Source organism: Neisseria sp. KEM232, assembly GCF_002237445.1.
Taxonomy (GTDB): Bacteria; Pseudomonadota; Gammaproteobacteria; order Burkholderiales; family Neisseriaceae; genus Neisseria.
The window spans coordinates 1,530,016-1,547,329 of the sequence record NZ_CP022527.1; the positions used below are offsets into that span (position 1 = coordinate 1,530,016).

Genomic DNA, 17,314 nt, shown 5'->3' on the forward strand with positions numbered 1-17,314 from the left:
AGGCCGTCTGAAAAGCCCTTTGCTTTTTCAGACGGCCTCTGTGCCGCAGCCGCTACTGCGCCTGATGCGCGGGAGACGGGGCGGGTTCTTCCACTTTTTCCAACGTGGTCAGGCGTTTGGTGAGGATGTTCAGAATCACGCCGTAGGCAGGCAGGAAGAAGAGGGTGCAGATGGCGAGTTTGAACAAGTAGTCGACAAAGGCGATGTGCGGCCAATGTTCGGCCATATAGGCGTCGCTGCCGGCGTAGAAGGCGATGGAAAAGAATAGCACGGTATCGATGGCGTTGCCGAGGAAGGTGGAGGCGGTGGGCGCAATCCACCACGATTTCAGGCGGCGCAGTTTGTTGAACACAAAGATGTCGAGTATCTGGCCGACGGCATAGGCGGCGAAGCTTGCCAGAGCGATGCGGAAGACGAAGCCGTTAAACTGCGCCAGCGCCGCCCAGCCCGTCCAGCTGCCGTCTTGGAAGACGACGGAGAAGACGTAGGAGAGGATAAGGGCGGGGAACATGACGAAGAAAATGATGCGCCGCGCCAGCCGCTGGCCGAAGATGCGCACGGTCAGGTCGGTGGCAAGAAAGATAAAGGGGAAGGTAAACGCGCCCCAGGTGGAGTGCACCTGATAGCCGTTGGGCAGGGTGACGGTGAAGGGGAACTGCACCAGATAATTGCTCGATGCGATAACGGCAATATGGAAAACGACGAGCCAGCGCAGGGCTTTTTGCTGTTGTTGCGGGGTAAATTCGTACATGCCGGTCTCCTCAGTCCATATCGTGTCGCATCAGGCGTTCGCGCGCGGTTTGTTCGAAAGGCGTGCCGGGGCGTCCCCAGTTGGCGAAGGGGTGGATGGCGATGCCGCCGCGCGGGGTGAAGATGCCGTGCACTTCGATGTAGCGCGGCTGCATCAGGGCAATCAGGTCTTTCATGATGATGTTGACGCAGTCTTCATGAAAATCGCCGTGGTTGCGGAAGCTGAAAAGATAAAGTTTCAGCGATTTGCTTTCCACCATTTTGATGTCGGGAATGTAGCGGATAACGATGGTGGCGAAATCGGGCTGGCCGGTCATCGGGCAGAGGCTGGTGAATTCGGGACAGACGAATTTGACAAAATAATCGTTGCCGGGATGTTTGTTGTCGAACGCTTCCAAAACTTCGGGAGCATATTGGCTTTGATACTGCGTATGGCCGTTGCCCAACAGGCTGAGGCCGTGCAGTTCTTCTGAAGAACGGGACATTGAAGGTTTCCTTAGTTTTTTATTGTGGGGGGATTGCGAACCACAGTTTGCGAAAAGGCGAGGATTGTAAGGCAAAGCGGCGAAAGCGCAAAAGAAAATCGCGTTTTGTCGTGCAATGCCGGGCTTTTTCGCCTCTACACCATCGTTTTCAGACGGCCTTTATGTTTAATACTACAAAAGATTACAAAAATACGAATGTTTTATTCGTTTTAAATCAAAATGTTTTTTCGCAGACTGCTTCCAGTAATATCTAAATAGCCACTAAATTTCTTAAAACGGCCTTTGTCGGGCATAAAATCCGCGCAAAACGGCGTGTGCGGCGAAAAAATTTTAAAAAGCAGCCTGATTTTTGCCTGCAAGGCGGCTGTTTGAGGCAGAAAATCCGTTTGCGGCGCTTGGCAAGCAGCGTAAACGCAGGTAAATTCCCGTTCACGCCAGCCGACTACATGGAACTACAAATGCAGCAGGCGGCGGATTATCCGAAAAATCAGATGAGAAAAAAAGGAGCATTGCAAAATGGCTAAGTATCAGGAAGAAATCAAAGCGGCAGAACAAACCAAACAGGCAAACGGCAGCGGCTGGGCAGCCATCACGCCCGAATACGTTGCCCGTATGCGTCTGCAAAACCGTTTCAAAACCGGTTTGGACATCGCCAAATACACGGCCGACATCATGCGCCGCGATATGGCCGAATACGACGCAAACCCGGCCAATTACACCCAATCTTTGGGCTGCTGGCACGGCTTTGTCGGCCAACAGAAGCTGATTGCAGTGAAAAAACACCACCAAACGCCCAACAAACGCTATCTCTACCTTTCCGGCTGGATGGTTGCCGGTATGCGCTCCGAGTTCGGCCCGCTGCCCGACCAGTCCATGCACGAAAAAACCTCCGTGCCCGCGCTGATTGAAGAGCTCTACACCTTCCTGAAACAGGCCGACGCCCGCGAGCTTGACCTGCTGTTTACCGCGCTCGACGAAGCCCGCGCCGCAGGCGACACCGCCAAGGCCGCCGACATCCAAAACCAAATCGACAATTTCCAAACCCACGTCGTGCCGATTATCGCCGATATCGACGCCGGTTTCGGCAATGCGGAAGCCACCTACCTGCTGGCGAAAAAAATGATCGAAGCGGGCGCGTGCTGCATCCAGATTGAAAATCAAGTGTCCGACGAAAAACAATGCGGCCACCAAGATGGTAAAGTGACCGTGCCGCACGTCGACTTCCTCGCCAAAATCAACGCAGTGCGCTACGCGTTCTTGGAATTGGGCGTGGACAACGGCGTGATTGTTGCGCGCACCGACTCCCTCGGCGCGGGTCTGACCAAGCAAATCGCCTTCTCCAGCCAACCGGGCGATTTGGGCGACCAATACAACAGCTTCCTCGAAGGCGAAGAAATCACCGACCTGAGCCAAGTGAAAGCAGGCGACGTTATCGTCAACACCAACGGCAAAACCATCAAGCCCACCCGCCTGCCGAGCAACCTGTTCCAGTTCAAAAAAGGCACCGGTGTCGACCGCGTGGTACTCGACTGCATCACCTCCCTGCAAAACGGCGCCGACCTTTTGTGGATCGAAACCGAAAAACCGCATATCGGCCAGATTAAGGAAATGATCGACCGCGTGCGCCAGGTCATTCCCAACGCCAAGCTGGTGTACAACAACAGCCCGTCGTTCAACTGGACGCTGAATTTCCGCCAGCAGGTGTTCGACGCTTGGAAAGAAGCCGGCAAAGACGTATCGGCTTACGACCGCGCCAAACTGATGTCCGCCGACTACGACGACACCGAGCTGGCCAAAGAAGCCGACGAGCGCATCCGCACCTTCCAGCGCGACGCCTCCGCCCAGGCCGGCATCTTCCACCACCTGATTACCCTGCCGACCTACCACACCGCAGCCCTGTCCACCGACAATCTGGCCAAAGGCTACTTCGGTGACGAAGCCATGCTGGCCTATGTCAAAGGCGTGCAGCGTCAGGAAATCCGCCAGGGCATCGCCACCGTGAAACATCAGAACATGGCGGGCTCCGACATCGGCGACAATCACAAAGAATACTTTGCCGGCGAAGCCGCTTTGAAAGCGGGCGGCAAAGACAACACCATGAACCAGTTCCACTGATTCGTGACGCCACAGGGTTTTCAGACGGCCGCAAAGGCCGCAGCAGAAAAAAGCCGTTAGGCCGTCTGAAAACCGACCGTCTTTGTCCGTGCGCATTTGAGTCGAGCGGACAGAGTGCAGGCTCAGCCTGTATGTTTGTGAAGCGTAAATCTCTGATTTGAGGTATTCGGCAACCCCGCAAGGGTTGCCGCTTTTTGCATTTGCGGTCAGGCGAAATCCGCTTTTGCTCCGTCGGTGCAAGGAGTTCAAAAACGTCATTCCCGCGTAGGCGGGAACGGCCTTTGCCGCCCGAGGCCGGGTATCGCCTCCATACCGCAAAACTATCATGCCGCGCCGCACTTGAAATCGGCATGCTTAGCCACTATTCTGTCCGCCGTATTTTTCCAACCCTTAAAAAGGACAAAAAATGAGTAGCGAATTGATCGTACATGCCACCGATGCCAGCTTCGAACAGGACGTATTGAAATCCGACGTGCCCGTATTGCTTGACTTCTGGGCGCCTTGGTGCGGCCCGTGCAAAATGATTGCGCCGATACTCGACGATTTGGCCGCCGAATTTGCAGGCCGTCTGAAAATCGTCAAAATCAACATCGACGAAAACGAACAAACCCCCGCCCAATTCGGCGTACGCGGCATCCCGACTTTGATGGTGTTCAAAGACGGCAAAAACGTCGCCACCAAAGTCGGCGCTTTGGCAAAAGGCCAACTGACTGCATTTGTCAACGCTTCGATTTGAGTAATACGGTAAAAGTTTAAAAAAGAAACGGTATGCCATCAGGCATACCGTTTTTGCTTTTGAGGCCGTCTGAAAAGCCGCATTTCGTGACTAATGCGGCTTTTGCTGCGCTTATTCCACCCTGCTGAACACCAGCGTGGCATTGGTGCCGCCGAAGCCGAAGCTGTTGGACATTACGGCCTTGAGTTTCAGGCTGCGGTTTTCGCGGACGATGGGCAGGCCGGCGGCGTGTTCGTCGAGGGTTTCGATGTTGGCGCTGGCGCAGACGAAGTCGTTTTGCATCATCAGGATGGAGTAGATGGCTTCGTTGGAGCCGGCGGCGCCGAGGGCGTGGCCGGAGAGGGATTTGGTGGAGCTGATCAGCGGCACGTCTTGGCCGGCGAAGGCTTCGCGGATGGCGGCGAGTTCTTTGGTGTCGCCGACGGGGGTGGAGGTGCCGTGGGCGTTGATGTAGTCGACGCTGCCGCCGTGTTGGGCGAGTGCCATCTGCATGCAGCGCACGGCGCCTTCGCCGGAGGGCTGCACCATGTCGCAGCCGTCGGAGGTGGCGCCGTAGCCGGTGAGTTCGCACAGGATGTTGGCGCCGCGCGCTTTGGCGTGTTCGTATTCTTCCATCACCAAGATGCTGCCGCCGCCGGAGATGACGAAGCCGTCGCGGTGGGCGTCGTAGGCGCGGCTGGCGCGTTCGGGGGTGTCGTTGTATTTGGTGGAGAGCGCGCCCATGGCGTCGAACAGGCTGCTCATCGCCCAGTGGACTTCTTCGCCGCCGCCGGCGAAAACGATGTCTTGTTTGCCCAACTGGATAAGCTCGGCTGCATGGCCGATGCAGTGGGCGGAGGTGGAGCAGGCGGAGCTGATGGAGTAGTTTACGCCTTTGATTTTAAACGGCGTGGCCAGGCAGGCGGCAACGGTGGATGCCATGGTTTTGGTTACGCCGTAGGGGCCGACGCGTTTGACGCCGCTTGCGCGCAGGATGTCGGCGGCTTCCACTTGCGATGCCGACGATGCGCCGCCGCTGCCGGCGACGATGCCGGTGCGGATGTTGGAAACCTGCTCTTCGGTGAGGCCGGCGTTGGCGATGGCTTCCTGCATGGCGATGTAGGCGTAGGCGGGGGCGTTGCCCATAAAGCGCAGGATTTTGCGGTCGATGTGGTCTTTGGGGTCGATTTTGATGTTGCCGGCCACGTGGGAGCGCATGCCCATTTCGCGGTAGCTTTCGTCAAACGAAATGCCGGATTTCAGGTTTTGCAGGGCGGCGAGGACTTCGCGGCAGTTGTTGCCGAGGCTGGATACGATGCCGATGCCGGTTACGACGACGCGTTTCATGGTTCAAACTCCGGTGGGGTGGCAGCCTGAAAGGTTTTCAGACGGCCTGGGTTGGTGTGGGCGGCTTGCGGGTGGTTTTCAGGCTGCTTCGGCTTTGTTTGGGACGGAGGCCGTCTGAAAAGCGGTTTTTTGTGTTTTCAGGCTGCCTGTTTGGGATTGGGGGCAGCCTGAAAGGGCGGTTTAGAAGTCGTCGGTGGTGGTGAACAGGCCGACGCGCAGGCCGTTGCCTTCGTAGATGGTGCGGCCGTCCACGCTCATTTCGGCGTCGGCAATGCCCAGCACCAGTTTGCTGTTCATCACGCGCTTGATGTGGATGTGGTAGCGCACGGTTTTGTGTTTGGGCAGCACCTGGCCGCTGAATTTCACTTCGCCGCAGCCGAGCGCGCGGCCGCGCCCGGGAGCGCCCGTCCAGCCGAGAAAGAAGCCGACCAGCTGCCACATGGCGTCCAAACCGAGGCAGCCGGGCATCACGGGGTCGCCCTGAAAATGGCAGTCGAAGAACCACAAGTGGGGGTTGATGTCGAGTTCGGCGATGATTTCGCCCTTGCCGTATTTGCCGCCGGTGTTGTTGATTTCGACGATGCGGTCGATCATCAGCATATCGGGCAGCGGCAGCTGGGCGTTGCCCGCGCCAAACAGTTCGCCGCGCCCGCAGGCGAGCAGTTCTTCTTTGGTGTAGCTGGATTGGGGGGTGAAGGTGGTCATGGGGTTCCTTTGCGTCGGATGTTGTGATTTGAGTTTAGAGACTAAGCTCTAAAAGACGCGCATTCTATTGCAGCACGGTCAATCCCGCAATGTGCTGCCGGTGTATTTAGCAGAATTTACATGAGGCGGCGCGCGGGGCGGGCGAAAAATGCGAAACGCCTCCCGTGCAGGGAGGCGTTTCGCGTATCCAAAGCCTGTCGGCTCTTTGGAATGTGTGTTTTCAGACGGCCTCGGAGGATAAGGCCGTTCCCGCCTATGCGGGAATGACGTTTCTGAAAAACGGTGCGGTTTACTCGGTGAGCAGGCGCAGGGCTTCGCGGTATTTGGCGGCGGTTTTTCCGATGATGTCGGCGGGCACCTGAGGCGCGGGCGGCTGTTTGTCCCAACCGCTTTGTTCCAGCCAGTCGCGCACAAACTGTTTGTCGAAGGAGGGCGGGTTGCTGCCGGGGCGGTAGTGTTCTTTCGGCCAGAAGCGGCTGGAATCGGGGGTGAGCACTTCGTCCATCAGGGTGAGCGTGCCGTTTTCGTCGAGGCCGAACTCGAATTTGGTGTCGCAGATGATGATGCCGCGCGTTTCGGCGTAGGCGGCGGCTTCCGTATAGAGGGCGACGGCTTTGTCGCGCACTTGGGCGGCGAGTTCTTTGCCGATGATTTTTTCGCATTCGGCGAAGCTGATGTTTTCGTCGTGGCCGCCGACTTCGGCTTTGGTGGACGGGGTGAACAGCACTTCGGGCAGTTTGTCGGCTTCGCGCAGTCCATCGGGCAGGCGGATGCCGCAGACGGTGCCGTTTTTTTGGTATTCCTTCCAGCCGCTGCCGGCCAGATAGCCGCGCACGATGGCTTCGATTTTCACGGGCGTGAGGCGTTTGGCAACGACGGCGCGTTGTTCGACGGCGCGGGCTTCGTTTTCGGGCAGAACGTCGTAAACGGTGTCGCCGGTGAAGTGGTTGGGCATGATGTGCTTGAGTTTTTCAAACCAGAAGTTGGAAATCTGCGTAAGGATTTCGCCTTTGCCGGGGATGGGTTCGGGCAGGATAACGTCGAAGGCGGACAGGCGGTCGGTGGCGACCATCAGCATACGCTTGTCGTCGATTTCGTAGAGGTCGCGGACTTTGCCGGAGTAGGTTTTTTTCAGGCTGATGTTGTTCATGCTGCTCTTTCGGGTTGCGTTGAAGGGTGGAAGGCCGTCTGAAAAAAGGGTTTCAGACGGCCTTTACAGGATTTCAGCGGCCGCTGATTTTGTCGGACAGCGGCACTTCGTGCGGGTTGATGCGGGCGTTTTCTTCCTGGCCGAGGCCGACGAGGCGGCGCAGGCGGGTGATGTAGGCGTTGACGTCCAAGCCTTTGCCGTAGCGCTGTGCTTCCCACACGGTTTCGGCCAGCGCTTCCATCATTTGGTGTTCGGCGGCGACCCAGTCGCCGTTGTGTTTGGCGGTGAGGCTTTGGTGGATGGCGCGGATGCCGGGCGGTTGGTCGATGGCGGCCTGCTCTTGGATGGAGAGGTGCAGCGAGAGATGGAGGAAGGGGTTTTCGCGGCCGTTTTCCGGTTTCCATTCGGTGTCGAGGTAGTTTTCGACGTGTTCGAGGTATTCGGCGTATTCCTGATGGGCTTCGATGATGCGCAGGGCTTTTTGCTGCAAACCGTCGAGGGCGAGGGGATTGAGCCGTTCTTTCCATACGTTGGCGAAGAAGCGGCGCACGTCGTGGGTGTTTACGTCGTACATGGTCTGCTGTGGGCTTTTTGCGGTTTGAGGCCGTCTGAAAACCGGAAATCCGTTTTCAGACGGCCTATGTGGTTTAGCGGAAGCGGCCGCCTTTACCCTTGCCTTTTCCTTTGCGCTGCTGCGCCTGCATTTCCTGCATGGCTTTGATTTGCGCCTGACGGTTTTTGGCGTTGAAGGGCGAGGTTTCTTTGAAGAATTTGTGCGCTTCTTCGGGCGGGCAGTTGTTGTTGGCCATGCAGTAGATGAGCACGGCGTCTTTCTGCGCCTGGCCGCCGCTGTTGTACATGCGGCGCAGGTCGGCGGGATTGATGCGGCCGCTTTCGGGGTCGATGTTGAAGGATTTGAGGCGGTCGGCAAACTGTTTGCGCTGGCGTTTCACCGCCCACACGGCGAGCAGGGCAATGATAGCGGCGGCAAGCAGCACGCTTAACACGGCCACCCACCAGCGCACGCCGAAGAGGATGAGGATGCCGGTGATGACGGCGGCGATGATGGAGATGCGGATGGCGGGTTTGACAAACATCGGGTTCATGGCGTTTCTCTTTATTGGTGTTTTGCAAAGGGCGGATTGTAAACCGAAACTGACATTCGGCGCATCTTTCTTAACGCGGCGCGAAGCGGTTTGCCATGCGTTTCAGACGGCCTCAGCCGGTGCGGCGATGGCGGGCATCAATGCGCTCTAAGCGGCTAAAGCGCAAACCGTCTGGCGGAAGGCCGCCCAGGCGTCGCCCGTTTCCGCGCCTTTGATGATGCGGTCGGTGCGGGCGCATTCCTGTAAGGCGGCGATGAGGCGGGTGATGCCGATGCGGCGGGCAGCCTGCGGCGCGAGGGTTTGCTTGTCGCCCCACAGGCGCAGGCTGCCGCGCACGGCCTGCACGCTCTGCCCCTGTTTCAGGGCGGCGGTGAGGCGGATGAGGGTGCGGATGTCTTCAGCCAGCACCCACAGCAGCAAAACAGGTTCTTCGCCTTCGGCTGCCAAACCTTCGAGCAGCCTGACGGTGCGCGCGGCGTCGCCGCCCATCCATGCGGCCGACAGTTGGAAAACGTCGAAACGGGCGACGTTGGCCACGGCCTGTTCCGCTTCGGCCATACCGACGGTGTGTCCCGGCGGATAGAGCAGGGCGAGTTTGTCGATTTCCTGTTTGGCGGCCAAAAGGTTGCCTTCGACGCGTTCGGCGAACAGGGCGAGGGCGTCGGCTTCGATGTCGAGATTTTGCGCTTTCAGACGGCCTTTGATCCACGCGGGCAGGGTGTGGCCGGACACGGCTTTGGCTTCGTAGACGCTGCCGTGTTTGGCGAGGGCGGCAAACCATTTGGCCTGCGTCTGCGCTTTTTCCAGCTTGGGCAGCAGAACGAGGGTAACGGTGTCCTCGGGCAGGTTTTCCGCCAGCTTTTGCAGGGTGTCGCCGCCCGCTTTGCCCGGTTTGCCGTTCGGAATGTGGATTTCCAGCAGTTTCAAATCGGCGAAGAGGCCGATGCTGTTGGCGGACGACAGGATTTCGTCCCAGTCGGCGGCGGTTTCCGGCGTGTATGACTCGCGGTTGAGATAGCCCTGTTTTTTCGCGGCGGCGCGCAGGGTGTCGAGGGCTTCGACGCGCAGCAGGTCTTCTTCGCCGTGGATAAGGCAGAGGGGCGGCAGGGGGGTGTCGGGGGTGAGGGTTTCGATGTTTTGTACGGGCATGGCGCAAATCGGATGTGCTTTCAGACGGCCTCCGAAGAAAGAAGGCCGTCTGAAAAACGGGAAAAACGGAAAATGGCGCTCAATGGGGCAGGAAGGAGAGGCGGCGGACGATCTGCTGCGCCGCGTCTTCGGCCATTTCGTTGCGGATCATGGTTTCCTCTTCCTGTTTGCCCAGCACTTCGCTGTCGGCATATTCGAGGGTGCGGCGCACTTCCACCACAATGGGCGTGCCTTCAGCCTTGCCGTTGCGGTAAACCTGCGCCTGCGCTTTGAGCGCCAGGCGGTATTCGCTGACGAGGGCGGCGCGGGTGATGGTGAGTACGTCTTTCTGTGTTTCGACGTTTTCCACTTTCAACACGGCCTGCGCGGCGGCGGCGGAAGCGGGCGTGCCATCGGAGCGGCGCAGGGCGTTTTCCAGCGGGCGTTGCAGCTCTGCGCCTTCGATGTGCCAGGTTTGGTAGGGCAGGCGGTCGTAGGTTTGCGTGCCTTTGAGGTGGAAGCCGCAGGCGGCGGGAAGCAGGGCGGCGGCGAGCAGGAGTTTTTTCATCGTTGTTCCTCGGCGGCGGCACAAAGGCCGTCTGAAAGCGGAGGCCGTCTGAAAACAGGCGACGTTGCGGTATGCGCGTTTGCGGGTATGGCGGCGGGAGGCCGTTGCCGCCTATGCGGGATGGGGTTTCTGAAAGGGGCTGTACTAGATAAGCCCTAAATTTCACACCACCGACGCAGCACTTTAAGCTGCTCGGAGGGTGTGCCAAAGTTAAAACGGAACTCGCATTCTTTCAAGAAAAGCGGGAAAGATTTACGGTCGATTCCATTGTATTTGCGCAGTACGCGCTTTGCCTGATTCCAGAAATTTTCAATGCCGTTGATATGGTTCTGTCTGTCGGCAAACAGCTTGCTGTGATTAATATCGGCGGCCGAACGGGCAGTAACTTCGAGTACAAAAAACTGAAGCAGTTTCTTTTGAATACTCTTTTTTAGTTTACAACGGGTTATCTTCATTTTTGCAGTCTGACATGACTGCTTATCTAGTACAGCCCCTTCTGAAAAAGCGGACGGGGTTTGCGGGTCGGGCGCAGCAGCCGTTTCAGACGGCCTGCGGCGCAAGGCGGCATTCTACCGCAGAATGCGGCGGGCGGCTGAGGCCGTTTCCGCCTGCGGAATGGCGTTTCTGAAAGCGAAACTAAAACGGGGGCGGACAGGGAAAAGCGGTTTCAGGCGTCTTCCGTTTCTTCTTCCGCACCGTTATCCGCACCGGCCGCCTGCGGCAGTTCGGGCAGGACGAGTTCGCCCAGCTCGGTAAGCGGCGGGAGCTGTTCGAGGGAATCGAGCTGCAAGTCGGCGAGGAAGGCGGGCGTGGTTGCCCACAGGGCGGGGCGGCCGACGGTGTCGCGCTGGCCGATGGTTTCTATCCAGCCGCGGTCGAGCAGGGTCTGCATCACATTTTGCGAAACGGCAACGCCGCGTATGCCTTCGATGTCGCCGCGCGTGACGGGCTGCTGGTAGGCGATGATGGCCAGGGTTTCCATCACGGCGCGGGAGTAGCGCGGGCTGCGCGTTTCCTGCAAAGCGCCCAGCCGCGCGAAGGCGGCGGGGGCGATTTGGAAACGCCAGCCCTCGCCGCTGTGAACCAGTTGCAGGGCGCGGTTCTGCCAGCGGGCTTTGAGGCTGCCGAGCACGTCGATGAGTTTGTCCTGCGACAGGGGCGGGTCGCACAGTTTGCGCAGGGCTTTTTCGCCGAGCGGTTCGGACTGGGTGAGCAGGGCGGCTTCGATGAGGGCGTCGGGCGGGAGGGTGTCGGTCATGGCTGTGTGTCGGTGTCGGCGGTTTTTTCAGACGGCCTTTCGGGCTGCGGGAGGCCGTCTGAAAAGGCGGTTTGGAAGGTTTGCAGCTGTTGCAGGACGCGGCGCGACTGTATGCCTTCGGGCAGGCGGAAGTCGAGCAGCAGACGGGTGATTTTCAGCGCCTGCTGCTGTGCGGCGCCGCTGTCGAACACGCCTTCGCGCAGCTGCAATAGGGCGCTGCCTGCGGCGGTGACGGCGGTTTTGCCGTCGGCGCGGGTGTCGGGCGGAACGGGCTGCGGCGGCTGTTCGGGTTCGATAAGGTAGTGCGCCTGTGCGCTGACGGGCTTGCCGCCGATGTCGTATTCGAGATCGGGCGCGTAGCCCAGTTCGCTTAAAAGCTGCCACTCGAAGCGGCGCAGGGCGGCGGTGTGGGCGGCTTGGGTGCAGACGGCGGCAAGGGCTTGGTCGAGGGCGTCGTAGAGGCGCGGGTGCGGGTCTTCGCGGGCGGTGAGTTTGAGGACGAGTTCGTTGAGGTAGAGGCCGCTGAACAGGGCGCGCCCCTGCGGCTGCGGGCGGCCGCCCAGCCATTCGGCGCGGTGCAGGGTTTTGAGTTCGGCGCTGCCGTACCACGATACGCTGACGGGCACGAAGGGAACGAGTACGCCGCGCAGCTCGCTCTGGCGTTTGCGCGCGCTGCGGGCAATCAGGGCGACGCGGCCGTAGCGGCGGCTGTACATTTCGAGCCGCAGGCTGCTTTCGCGCCACGGGGCGGCTGAGAGCAGGAAGGCGGGTTCGTGGTTGATGCGGCTGTTTTTGTCGGACATGGTGGGGAATGCGAGAGGCCGTCTGAAAAAGCGCTGCCGGTTTGGGCAGGCGCTTTTTCAGACGGCCTTTGCCGTTTATTTTTTGCTGTATTTGACGTCGTATTTCAATTCGGTCAGCACGTTTTTCAGGTTGTAGTCGAGGATGTCTTTCACCAAATCGGGCATTTCGCTCTGCACGGCCTGATAAAGCTGCTGGTTGAGATTGGCGGCCTGGCGGGTGATGGCGGTGCGTACCAGGCCGTTGACGGCGTCGGTCAGGTGCGGCATCAGGCGGTGCAGCAGGCGCTCCACCAGCTCCTGTTCCGAAAGGCAGAACACGGGGCGGGAGGCGGGCACGCCCTGCGGGTCGAGAACGTTGACGCTGACGGGGATGTCCTGCGGGCTGAATGCAGCGATGGTTTCGCCGTCTTTTTCGCCCTCTGTGTCGCTTTGCGCCTGCGGCGCGGCATGATGTTTCGGGTTGAACCAGACGGTTTGTCTGTCGAGTACGTTTTGCGTTTTGACATTGCCCTGCAGGGCATTTTGCGCGTTCAGCCAGTCTTCTTCGAGCAGCACGGTGGCGTCGGTTTCCGTCAGCTCGCCCGCCAGCGCCGCGTTGTGGCGGTTTTGCCAGTTTTTCAGATAGTTTTGCAGGATTTGCTTTTTGTATTCGGCATGCGCACGGTGGTTTTTCGGCGCGGCATTCTGCACGGGCGCGGCGGCTTCGCCGGCAGGAGCGGGTTTGCCGCGTTTGGCGCGCATCTGCTCCAGTTTTCTTTCCCATTCGGGCTGATTGTTCGACATGGTTATCTTCGGCGGTACGGCTTATAATGCGCGCCATTTTAACAGAAAACCGCGAAAGGTTCGGACGATGGCAGACATCGAACAGCGTTTGGAATATTTGGAAGAAGCCAACGAGGCGCTGCGTATGCAGAACCGCGTTTTGGCCGTGGCCTTCAAAGGCCTGCTGCGCGGCCTGCCGGCGGAAACGGCGCAAAACGTGGTCGAATCCGTGCAGCTTGCCTTTGAAGACGAACTCGACCGCCTGGCCTACGAAGACAGCCCGCATGTGGATTTGTTCCACGATGTGACTTATGCCTTTTTCCGTGAAAAAGAGTAAATTCGTGATAAACTCGCGCCCTAATCAGAAAACGACCGAAAAATCGAAAGGAACCGGATTATGAAACCCGCAAAAACCAAACTTTTCGCAGCCGTGCTGGCCTGCGCGGCTCTGCTGGCCGGCTGCGGCGGCAGCCAGACTCAAGACCAAAGCCAGGCTTCCGCCACCGCAGGCGGGCAGGATGCCGGCAAAGTCTACCGCGTTGCTACCAACGCCGAATTTGCCCCGTTTGAGTTTATGGACAGCAATAACAATATCCAAGGTTTCGACATCGACCTGATGAACGCCATGGCCAAAGAAGGCGGCTTTAAAGTCGAATACAAACACCAGCCGTGGGACAGCCTGTTTGCCGCGCTGGGCAACGGCGACGTGGACATCCTTGCCTCCGCCGTCACCATCACCGACGAGCGCAAGCAGGCGATGGATTTCTCCGATCCTTATTACAAAATCACCCAAGTGATTCTTGTGCCGCAGGGCAAAAACATCAAATCGGCGGAAGACTTGAAAAACGTCAACAAAGTCGGCGTGGTGACCGGCAACACAGGCGACTTGGCCGCAGGCAAAATCCTCGGCGCCGACAGCAGCAAAATCGCCCGCTTCGAGAACATTACCCTCGTTACCAAAGAGCTGGAAAACGGCGGCCTCGACGCCGTGATCAGCGACAGCGCGGTGGTGGCCAACTATGTGAAAAACAACGGCAGCAAAGGCTTCACTATGGTTTCCGTGCCCGATTTCACTGAAGAAAACTACGGTTTTGCCGTGCGCAAGGGCGATACGCAGACCCAAGCCATGCTCAACGGCGCACTGAAAAAAGTGCGCGAATCGGGCGAGTACGATCAGATTTCTGCCAAATACTTCGCCAAATAAACGGGTTTTCCAAACATCAAAAGGCCGGATGCAACGCATTCCGGCCTTTTTTCTGTGCGGCAGATACGGATTCGGGGATTCGTGCCAGGAGGCCGTCTGAAACCTTTTCAGACGGCCTCCGCCAGCATTTCGCGGGCTTAACGCCCGAACAGCTCCGCCACCATCTTCGCCTCCTCCTCCGTATAGCCCGCGCCGTTGAGTTTGGCGGCGAGGACGAATTCTCCGGTCAAGCCCTGATCGGCGCAGGTTTCCCGCCAGATACGCAGGCGCTCCTTATCGTCGACCTTGTTTTTCAGACGGCCTATCGCGCGTGCGGCCTGTGCCGCCTGTTCTGTTTTTTTGTCCATATCTGTTTTCCGTGTCATTCGGATGCGCCGACACCGCTTTCAGACGGCCGCAAACTCTTTATCAATAAAAATAAGCAAATTATAAAATTTACAATCGCTATGGTTGCACCTGCCGATGATGCCGACTAGAATACTACATATAGTATTCAAATAAGCAAATTCATACTATATATAGTATTTTAAGGACAACCGTTATGCAGACCCTGAAATTCACCATCGAGCAAATCGTATGGCAGGAAGTGCCGGGCGAAGTGTCGCTGGCGTTTCTGTTTTCAGGCTGCCAGCTGCGCTGCAAGGGCTGCCATAGCGCGGATACTTGGAAAGTGGGCTTGGGGCAGGAATTGACTGTTGAATACCTTAAAGGCCGTCTGAAACGCTATACGGGCTTGATCAGCTGCGTATTGTTTATGGGTGGCGAATGGGTGCCCGATATGCTGGAAAAAATGCTGCAAACCGTGGCGGCGGCGGGCTTGAAAACGTGTTTGTACACCGGCTTGGAGCGCGAGGAGCTGGAAGCGGTTTCAGACGGCATCATCCCGCTTTTGACCTATCTGAAAACCGGCCGCTGGGTGATGGAATTGGGCGGCTTGGACAGCCCGACGACCAACCAGAAATTTACCGATTTGCGCACAGGCGAGGTGCTCAACCATTTGTTCGTTAAAGACAAACCCGCGCCCAACAAAGTGATTCCGATTGCCGCCCCCGCGGCGGCAGCGGCAGGCTTGGCGGAGAACCGCGAAGCCCTTCTTCAGACGGCCTGAACCGTCTGTTTTCCCCCGTTTTGAGGCTGCCGTCTGAAACCCGCAAAGGCAGCCTGAAAACCATTCCAACCCAACTTTAGGAGGATTTAACATGATTCGGCTGCATCCCGAACAGTTAAACGGCAAACTGCAGTTCATGCACGACTATATTTCCGCCCACAACGCGGCCGACGGCTCGAAGATGGACGCCAACGCCAACGTTACGCAGAAAAACATCGCCACGATGGAAGCGGAAATCATGAAAGACTTTTTCGTGCAGATGAACCGCGCCCAAGTATCGCGCAAAATCGCCGAGATTTTCGACGAAGACACCGCGCGCGAATACATCCGCCAAATCGAGGCGCACGAAATCTATGTGCACGACGAAACCAGCCTGAAACCCTATTGCGTGTCGGTAACGCTGTATCCGTTTTTGCTCGACGGCCTAAGTAAGCTCGGCGGCGAATCGAAAGCGCCCAAGCATCTGGCGTCGTTCTGCGGCTCGTTTATCAATCTGGTGTTTGCCATCAGCGCCCAGTTTGCCGGCGCGGTCGCCACCGTGGAATTTCTCACTTATTTCGACTACTTCGCCCGCAAAGACTACGGCGAAAATTATCTTGAAACCCACGCCGCCGAAGTCTCCAACCATCTGCAGCAAGTGGTGTACAGCATCAACCAGCCCGCCGCCGCACGCGGCTATCAGAGCGTGTTTTGGAATATTTCGCTGTACGATCAATACTATTTCGACGCCATGTTCGGTGATTTCGTCTTCCCCGATTTTGAAAAACCGGTGTGGGAAAGCGTGGCCAAGCTGCAAAACTTTTTCCTGAAATGGTTTAACCAAGAGCGCACCAAAGCCGTATTGACTTTCCCCGTGGTAACCGCCGCCATGCTCACCGACGGCGGCAAGTGCAAAGACGGCGTGTTTGCCGACCAAATGGCTAAGGAATTGGCAGAAGGCAACTCGTTTTTCGTGTATCTGTCGGACAACCCCGATTCGCTCGCGTCCTGCTGCCGTCTGCGCAACGCCATCGAAGACCGCACGTTTAGCTACACGCTCGGCGCGGGCGGCGTGGCCACCGGCTCGATTAACGTGATTACCATCAATATGAACCGCTTGGAACAAGACGGCCGCGATTTGGCTGCCGAAGTCGCCAAAATCCACAAATACCAATACGCCTACCGCAAGCTGATGGAAGAATACCAGGCCGCCGGTATGCTGCCCGTGTACGACGCAGGCTTTATCACGCTGGACAAACAGTTCCTGACCATCGGCATCAACGGCATGGCCGAAGCCGCCGAAGCCAACGGCATCACCGTGGGCTACAACGACGACTATATTCAGTTTGTCCAAAGCCGTCTGAAAGTGATTTTCGACGCCAACCAAGCCGCCAGCCGCCACTACGGCGTGAAATTCAACACCGAATTTGTGCCCGCCGAAAATCTCGGCGTGAAAAACGCCAAATGGGATAAAGCCGACGGCTACAAAGTCAGCCGCGACTGCTACAACTCCTATTTCTACGTGGTGGAAGACGAGCAAATCAACGCGCTCGACAAATTCCTGCTGCACGGCAAAGAGCTGGTGGACTGGCTCGACGGCGGCTCGGCGCTGCACCTGAATCTCGACGAAGCCCTGCCCGAAGCCGGCTACCGCTCGTTGCTCGACATTGCCGCACGCACCGGCTGCAACTACTTCTGCGTCAACGTGCGCATCACCATCTGCAACGACTGCGGCCATATCGACAAACGCACCCTGCAAGCCTGCAGCGGCTGCGGCTCGCACGACATCGACTACGGCACCCGCGTCATCGGTTATCTCAAACGCGTTTCCGCTTTCAGCAGCGGCCGGCGCAAAGAGCACGCGCTCAGGCATTACCACCGCGAAGCGGCTTAGACACATAATGCAGGCAAAAGGCCGTCTGAAAATCCAAAACACGGGTTTTCAGACGGCCTTTTTTGCCCCTGACGGAGCGGGCGGGTAAGACGGCAGGTTTTGGGACGGTTTTATAAAGCTTGCAGGCCGGTTAGACGGCCTTTTGCCTTTTGGCGGCCGTCTGAAAAAGCGCGGGAGCAGATTTCAGACGGCCTTTCTTTCAGGCTGCGAATGTTTCCGAAAAAACGGCGGACGGGG

At 58.0% G+C, this 17,314-nt stretch carries 20 protein-coding genes, 1 pseudogene and 1 riboswitch; of the genes and pseudogenes, 7 read left to right on the top strand and 14 right to left on the bottom strand.

Annotation, left to right across the window (positions count from 1 at the left end; genetic code table 11):
• Positions 1 to 52 precede the first annotated feature (52 nt).
• Together CGZ77_RS07570 and queF are read right to left on the bottom strand one after the other, a co-directional pair.
• A complete protein-coding gene (locus CGZ77_RS07570) occupies positions 53 to 751 on the bottom strand; it encodes a 7-cyano-7-deazaguanine/7-aminomethyl-7-deazaguanine transporter (RefSeq protein ID WP_009426153.1) in 699 nt (232 codons plus the stop codon).
• Between the two features lie 10 nt (positions 752 to 761).
• Positions 762 to 1,235, bottom strand: a complete 474-nt coding sequence (gene queF / locus CGZ77_RS07575; RefSeq protein WP_009426152.1) for a preQ(1) synthase — start codon at positions 1,233 to 1,235, stop codon at positions 762 to 764.
• Positions 1,236 to 1,240: 5 nt separating this feature from the next.
• A riboswitch (PreQ1 riboswitch) is annotated at positions 1,241 to 1,285 on the bottom strand.
• A gap of 318 nt (positions 1,286 to 1,603) precedes the next feature.
• On the opposite strand from queF, the gene CGZ77_RS12085 reads away from it, so the two are divergent.
• The 3 genes from CGZ77_RS12085 (at position 1,604) to trxA (ending at position 4,086) form a co-directional block, all read left to right on the top strand.
• Positions 1,604 to 1,759 carry a hypothetical protein gene (locus CGZ77_RS12085; RefSeq protein WP_157058129.1) on the top strand — a complete coding sequence of 52 codons (156 nt, stop codon included), beginning with the start codon at positions 1,604 to 1,606 and terminating at the stop codon, positions 1,757 to 1,759.
• On the top strand, positions 1,752 to 3,350 hold the full coding sequence (locus CGZ77_RS07580; protein WP_009426149.1) for an isocitrate lyase: 1,599 nt from the start codon (positions 1,752 to 1,754) through the stop codon (positions 3,348 to 3,350). Before CGZ77_RS12085 ends, CGZ77_RS07580 begins: the two co-directional genes overlap by 8 nt.
• A gap of 406 nt (positions 3,351 to 3,756) precedes the next feature.
• A complete protein-coding gene (trxA, locus tag CGZ77_RS07585; protein WP_009426148.1) occupies positions 3,757 to 4,086 on the top strand; it encodes a thioredoxin TrxA in 330 nt (109 codons plus the stop codon).
• Between the two features lie 111 nt (positions 4,087 to 4,197).
• Here the strand turns inward: trxA and fabB are convergent, their stop codons facing one another.
• From fabB to CGZ77_RS07640, 11 genes and pseudogenes are all read right to left on the bottom strand, one after another.
• The gene (gene fabB / locus CGZ77_RS07590) at positions 4,198 to 5,412 is read right to left on the bottom strand and encodes a beta-ketoacyl-ACP synthase I (RefSeq protein ID WP_094031082.1); all 1,215 of its coding nucleotides are present in this window, start codon (positions 5,410 to 5,412) and stop codon (positions 4,198 to 4,200) included.
• Between the two features lie 180 nt (positions 5,413 to 5,592).
• Positions 5,593 to 6,117, bottom strand: coding sequence for a 3-hydroxyacyl-[acyl-carrier-protein] dehydratase FabA (gene fabA, locus CGZ77_RS07595; protein ID WP_009426145.1), 525 nt, complete (start codon positions 6,115 to 6,117; stop codon positions 5,593 to 5,595).
• Positions 6,118 to 6,406: 289 nt separating this feature from the next.
• Complete coding sequence (locus tag CGZ77_RS07600) at positions 6,407 to 7,267, bottom strand: phosphoribosylaminoimidazolesuccinocarboxamide synthase (protein ID WP_094031083.1); 861 nt, start codon at positions 7,265 to 7,267, stop codon at positions 6,407 to 6,409.
• A 73-nt stretch (positions 7,268 to 7,340) separates the two neighbouring features.
• Positions 7,341 to 7,841 (bottom strand): DUF1841 family protein, encoded by a 501-nt coding sequence (locus tag CGZ77_RS07605; RefSeq protein WP_009426143.1) that lies wholly within the window; start codon positions 7,839 to 7,841, stop codon positions 7,341 to 7,343.
• A 73-nt stretch (positions 7,842 to 7,914) separates the two neighbouring features.
• Complete coding sequence (locus CGZ77_RS07610; protein WP_009426142.1) at positions 7,915 to 8,373, bottom strand: hypothetical protein; 459 nt, start codon at positions 8,371 to 8,373, stop codon at positions 7,915 to 7,917.
• Between the two features lie 147 nt (positions 8,374 to 8,520).
• Positions 8,521 to 9,522, bottom strand: coding sequence for a DNA polymerase III subunit delta (gene holA / locus CGZ77_RS07615; protein WP_009426140.1), 1,002 nt, complete (start codon positions 9,520 to 9,522; stop codon positions 8,521 to 8,523).
• Positions 9,523 to 9,601: 79 nt separating this feature from the next.
• Entirely contained in the window at positions 9,602 to 10,069 is a 468-nt protein-coding gene (gene lptE, locus CGZ77_RS07620; protein ID WP_009426139.1) for an LPS assembly lipoprotein LptE, read from the bottom strand.
• Positions 10,070 to 10,224: 155 nt separating this feature from the next.
• Positions 10,225 to 10,431, bottom strand: a pseudogene (locus CGZ77_RS07625) (transposase); the annotation flags it as partial.
• A gap of 305 nt (positions 10,432 to 10,736) precedes the next feature.
• Positions 10,737 to 11,327: an SMC-Scp complex subunit ScpB gene (locus tag CGZ77_RS07630; RefSeq protein WP_009425098.1), complete on the bottom strand. Its 591-nt coding sequence runs from the start codon at positions 11,325 to 11,327 to the stop codon at positions 10,737 to 10,739.
• Positions 11,324 to 12,130: a DNA repair protein RecO gene (gene recO, locus CGZ77_RS07635; protein ID WP_009425097.1), complete on the bottom strand. Its 807-nt coding sequence runs from the start codon at positions 12,128 to 12,130 to the stop codon at positions 11,324 to 11,326. Before recO ends, CGZ77_RS07630 begins: the two co-directional genes overlap by 4 nt.
• 75 nt (positions 12,131 to 12,205) lie before the next feature.
• Complete coding sequence (locus CGZ77_RS07640; protein WP_009425096.1) at positions 12,206 to 12,913, bottom strand: hypothetical protein; 708 nt, start codon at positions 12,911 to 12,913, stop codon at positions 12,206 to 12,208.
• 67 nt (positions 12,914 to 12,980) lie between these two features.
• On the opposite strand from CGZ77_RS07640, the gene CGZ77_RS07645 reads away from it, so the two are divergent.
• The gene (locus tag CGZ77_RS07645) at positions 12,981 to 13,229 is read left to right on the top strand and encodes a hypothetical protein (RefSeq protein WP_036495453.1); all 249 of its coding nucleotides are present in this window, start codon (positions 12,981 to 12,983) and stop codon (positions 13,227 to 13,229) included.
• A 60-nt stretch (positions 13,230 to 13,289) separates the two neighbouring features.
• Entirely contained in the window at positions 13,290 to 14,096 is an 807-nt protein-coding gene (locus tag CGZ77_RS07650) for a basic amino acid ABC transporter substrate-binding protein (protein WP_009425094.1), read from the top strand.
• A gap of 137 nt (positions 14,097 to 14,233) precedes the next feature.
• Here CGZ77_RS07650 and CGZ77_RS07655 read toward each other — a convergent pair whose 3' ends face one another.
• The gene (locus tag CGZ77_RS07655; protein ID WP_036495452.1) at positions 14,234 to 14,443 is read right to left on the bottom strand and encodes a hypothetical protein; all 210 of its coding nucleotides are present in this window, start codon (positions 14,441 to 14,443) and stop codon (positions 14,234 to 14,236) included.
• Between the two features lie 194 nt (positions 14,444 to 14,637).
• On the opposite strand from CGZ77_RS07655, the gene nrdG reads away from it, so the two are divergent.
• Positions 14,638 to 15,204, top strand: a complete 567-nt coding sequence (gene nrdG / locus CGZ77_RS07660) for an anaerobic ribonucleoside-triphosphate reductase activating protein (RefSeq protein WP_009425092.1) — start codon at positions 14,638 to 14,640, stop codon at positions 15,202 to 15,204.
• 91 nt (positions 15,205 to 15,295) lie between these two features.
• Positions 15,296 to 17,077, top strand: coding sequence for an anaerobic ribonucleoside-triphosphate reductase (nrdD, locus tag CGZ77_RS07665; protein ID WP_009425091.1), 1,782 nt, complete (start codon positions 15,296 to 15,298; stop codon positions 17,075 to 17,077).
• Positions 17,078 to 17,314: the final 237 nt, after the last annotated feature.

Bases quoted from the DNA above. Each gene is read 5' to 3' on its own strand.
- CGZ77_RS07570 (WP_009426153.1), bottom strand. From the start codon at position 751: ATGTACGAATTTACCCCGCAACAACAGCAAAAAGCCCTGCGCTGGCTC.
- trxA (WP_009426148.1), top strand. From the start codon at position 3,757: ATGAGTAGCGAATTGATCGTACATGCCACCGATGCCAGCTTCGAACAG.
- CGZ77_RS07605 (WP_009426143.1), bottom strand. From the start codon at position 7,841: ATGTACGACGTAAACACCCACGACGTGCGCCGCTTCTTCGCCAACGTA.
- fabA (WP_009426145.1), bottom strand. From the start codon at position 6,117: ATGACCACCTTCACCCCCCAATCCAGCTACACCAAAGAAGAACTGCTC.
- CGZ77_RS07655 (WP_036495452.1), bottom strand. From the start codon at position 14,443: ATGGACAAAAAAACAGAACAGGCGGCACAGGCCGCACGCGCGATAGGC.
- CGZ77_RS07640 (WP_009425096.1), bottom strand. From the start codon at position 12,913: ATGTCGAACAATCAGCCCGAATGGGAAAGAAAACTGGAGCAGATGCGC.
- CGZ77_RS07630 (WP_009425098.1), bottom strand. From the start codon at position 11,327: ATGACCGACACCCTCCCGCCCGACGCCCTCATCGAAGCCGCCCTGCTC.
- CGZ77_RS07610 (WP_009426142.1), bottom strand. From the start codon at position 8,373: ATGAACCCGATGTTTGTCAAACCCGCCATCCGCATCTCCATCATCGCC.
- queF (WP_009426152.1), bottom strand. From the start codon at position 1,235: ATGTCCCGTTCTTCAGAAGAACTGCACGGCCTCAGCCTGTTGGGCAAC.
- CGZ77_RS07580 (WP_009426149.1), top strand. From the start codon at position 1,752: ATGGCTAAGTATCAGGAAGAAATCAAAGCGGCAGAACAAACCAAACAG.
- CGZ77_RS07650 (WP_009425094.1), top strand. From the start codon at position 13,290: ATGAAACCCGCAAAAACCAAACTTTTCGCAGCCGTGCTGGCCTGCGCG.
- fabB (WP_094031082.1), bottom strand. From the start codon at position 5,412: ATGAAACGCGTCGTCGTAACCGGCATCGGCATCGTATCCAGCCTCGGC.
- CGZ77_RS07600 (WP_094031083.1), bottom strand. From the start codon at position 7,267: ATGAACAACATCAGCCTGAAAAAAACCTACTCCGGCAAAGTCCGCGAC.
- nrdD (WP_009425091.1), top strand. From the start codon at position 15,296: ATGATTCGGCTGCATCCCGAACAGTTAAACGGCAAACTGCAGTTCATG.
- CGZ77_RS07645 (WP_036495453.1), top strand. From the start codon at position 12,981: ATGGCAGACATCGAACAGCGTTTGGAATATTTGGAAGAAGCCAACGAG.
- lptE (WP_009426139.1), bottom strand. From the start codon at position 10,069: ATGAAAAAACTCCTGCTCGCCGCCGCCCTGCTTCCCGCCGCCTGCGGC.
- holA (WP_009426140.1), bottom strand. From the start codon at position 9,522: ATGCCCGTACAAAACATCGAAACCCTCACCCCCGACACCCCCCTGCCG.
- nrdG (WP_009425092.1), top strand. From the start codon at position 14,638: ATGCAGACCCTGAAATTCACCATCGAGCAAATCGTATGGCAGGAAGTG.
- recO (WP_009425097.1), bottom strand. From the start codon at position 12,130: ATGTCCGACAAAAACAGCCGCATCAACCACGAACCCGCCTTCCTGCTC.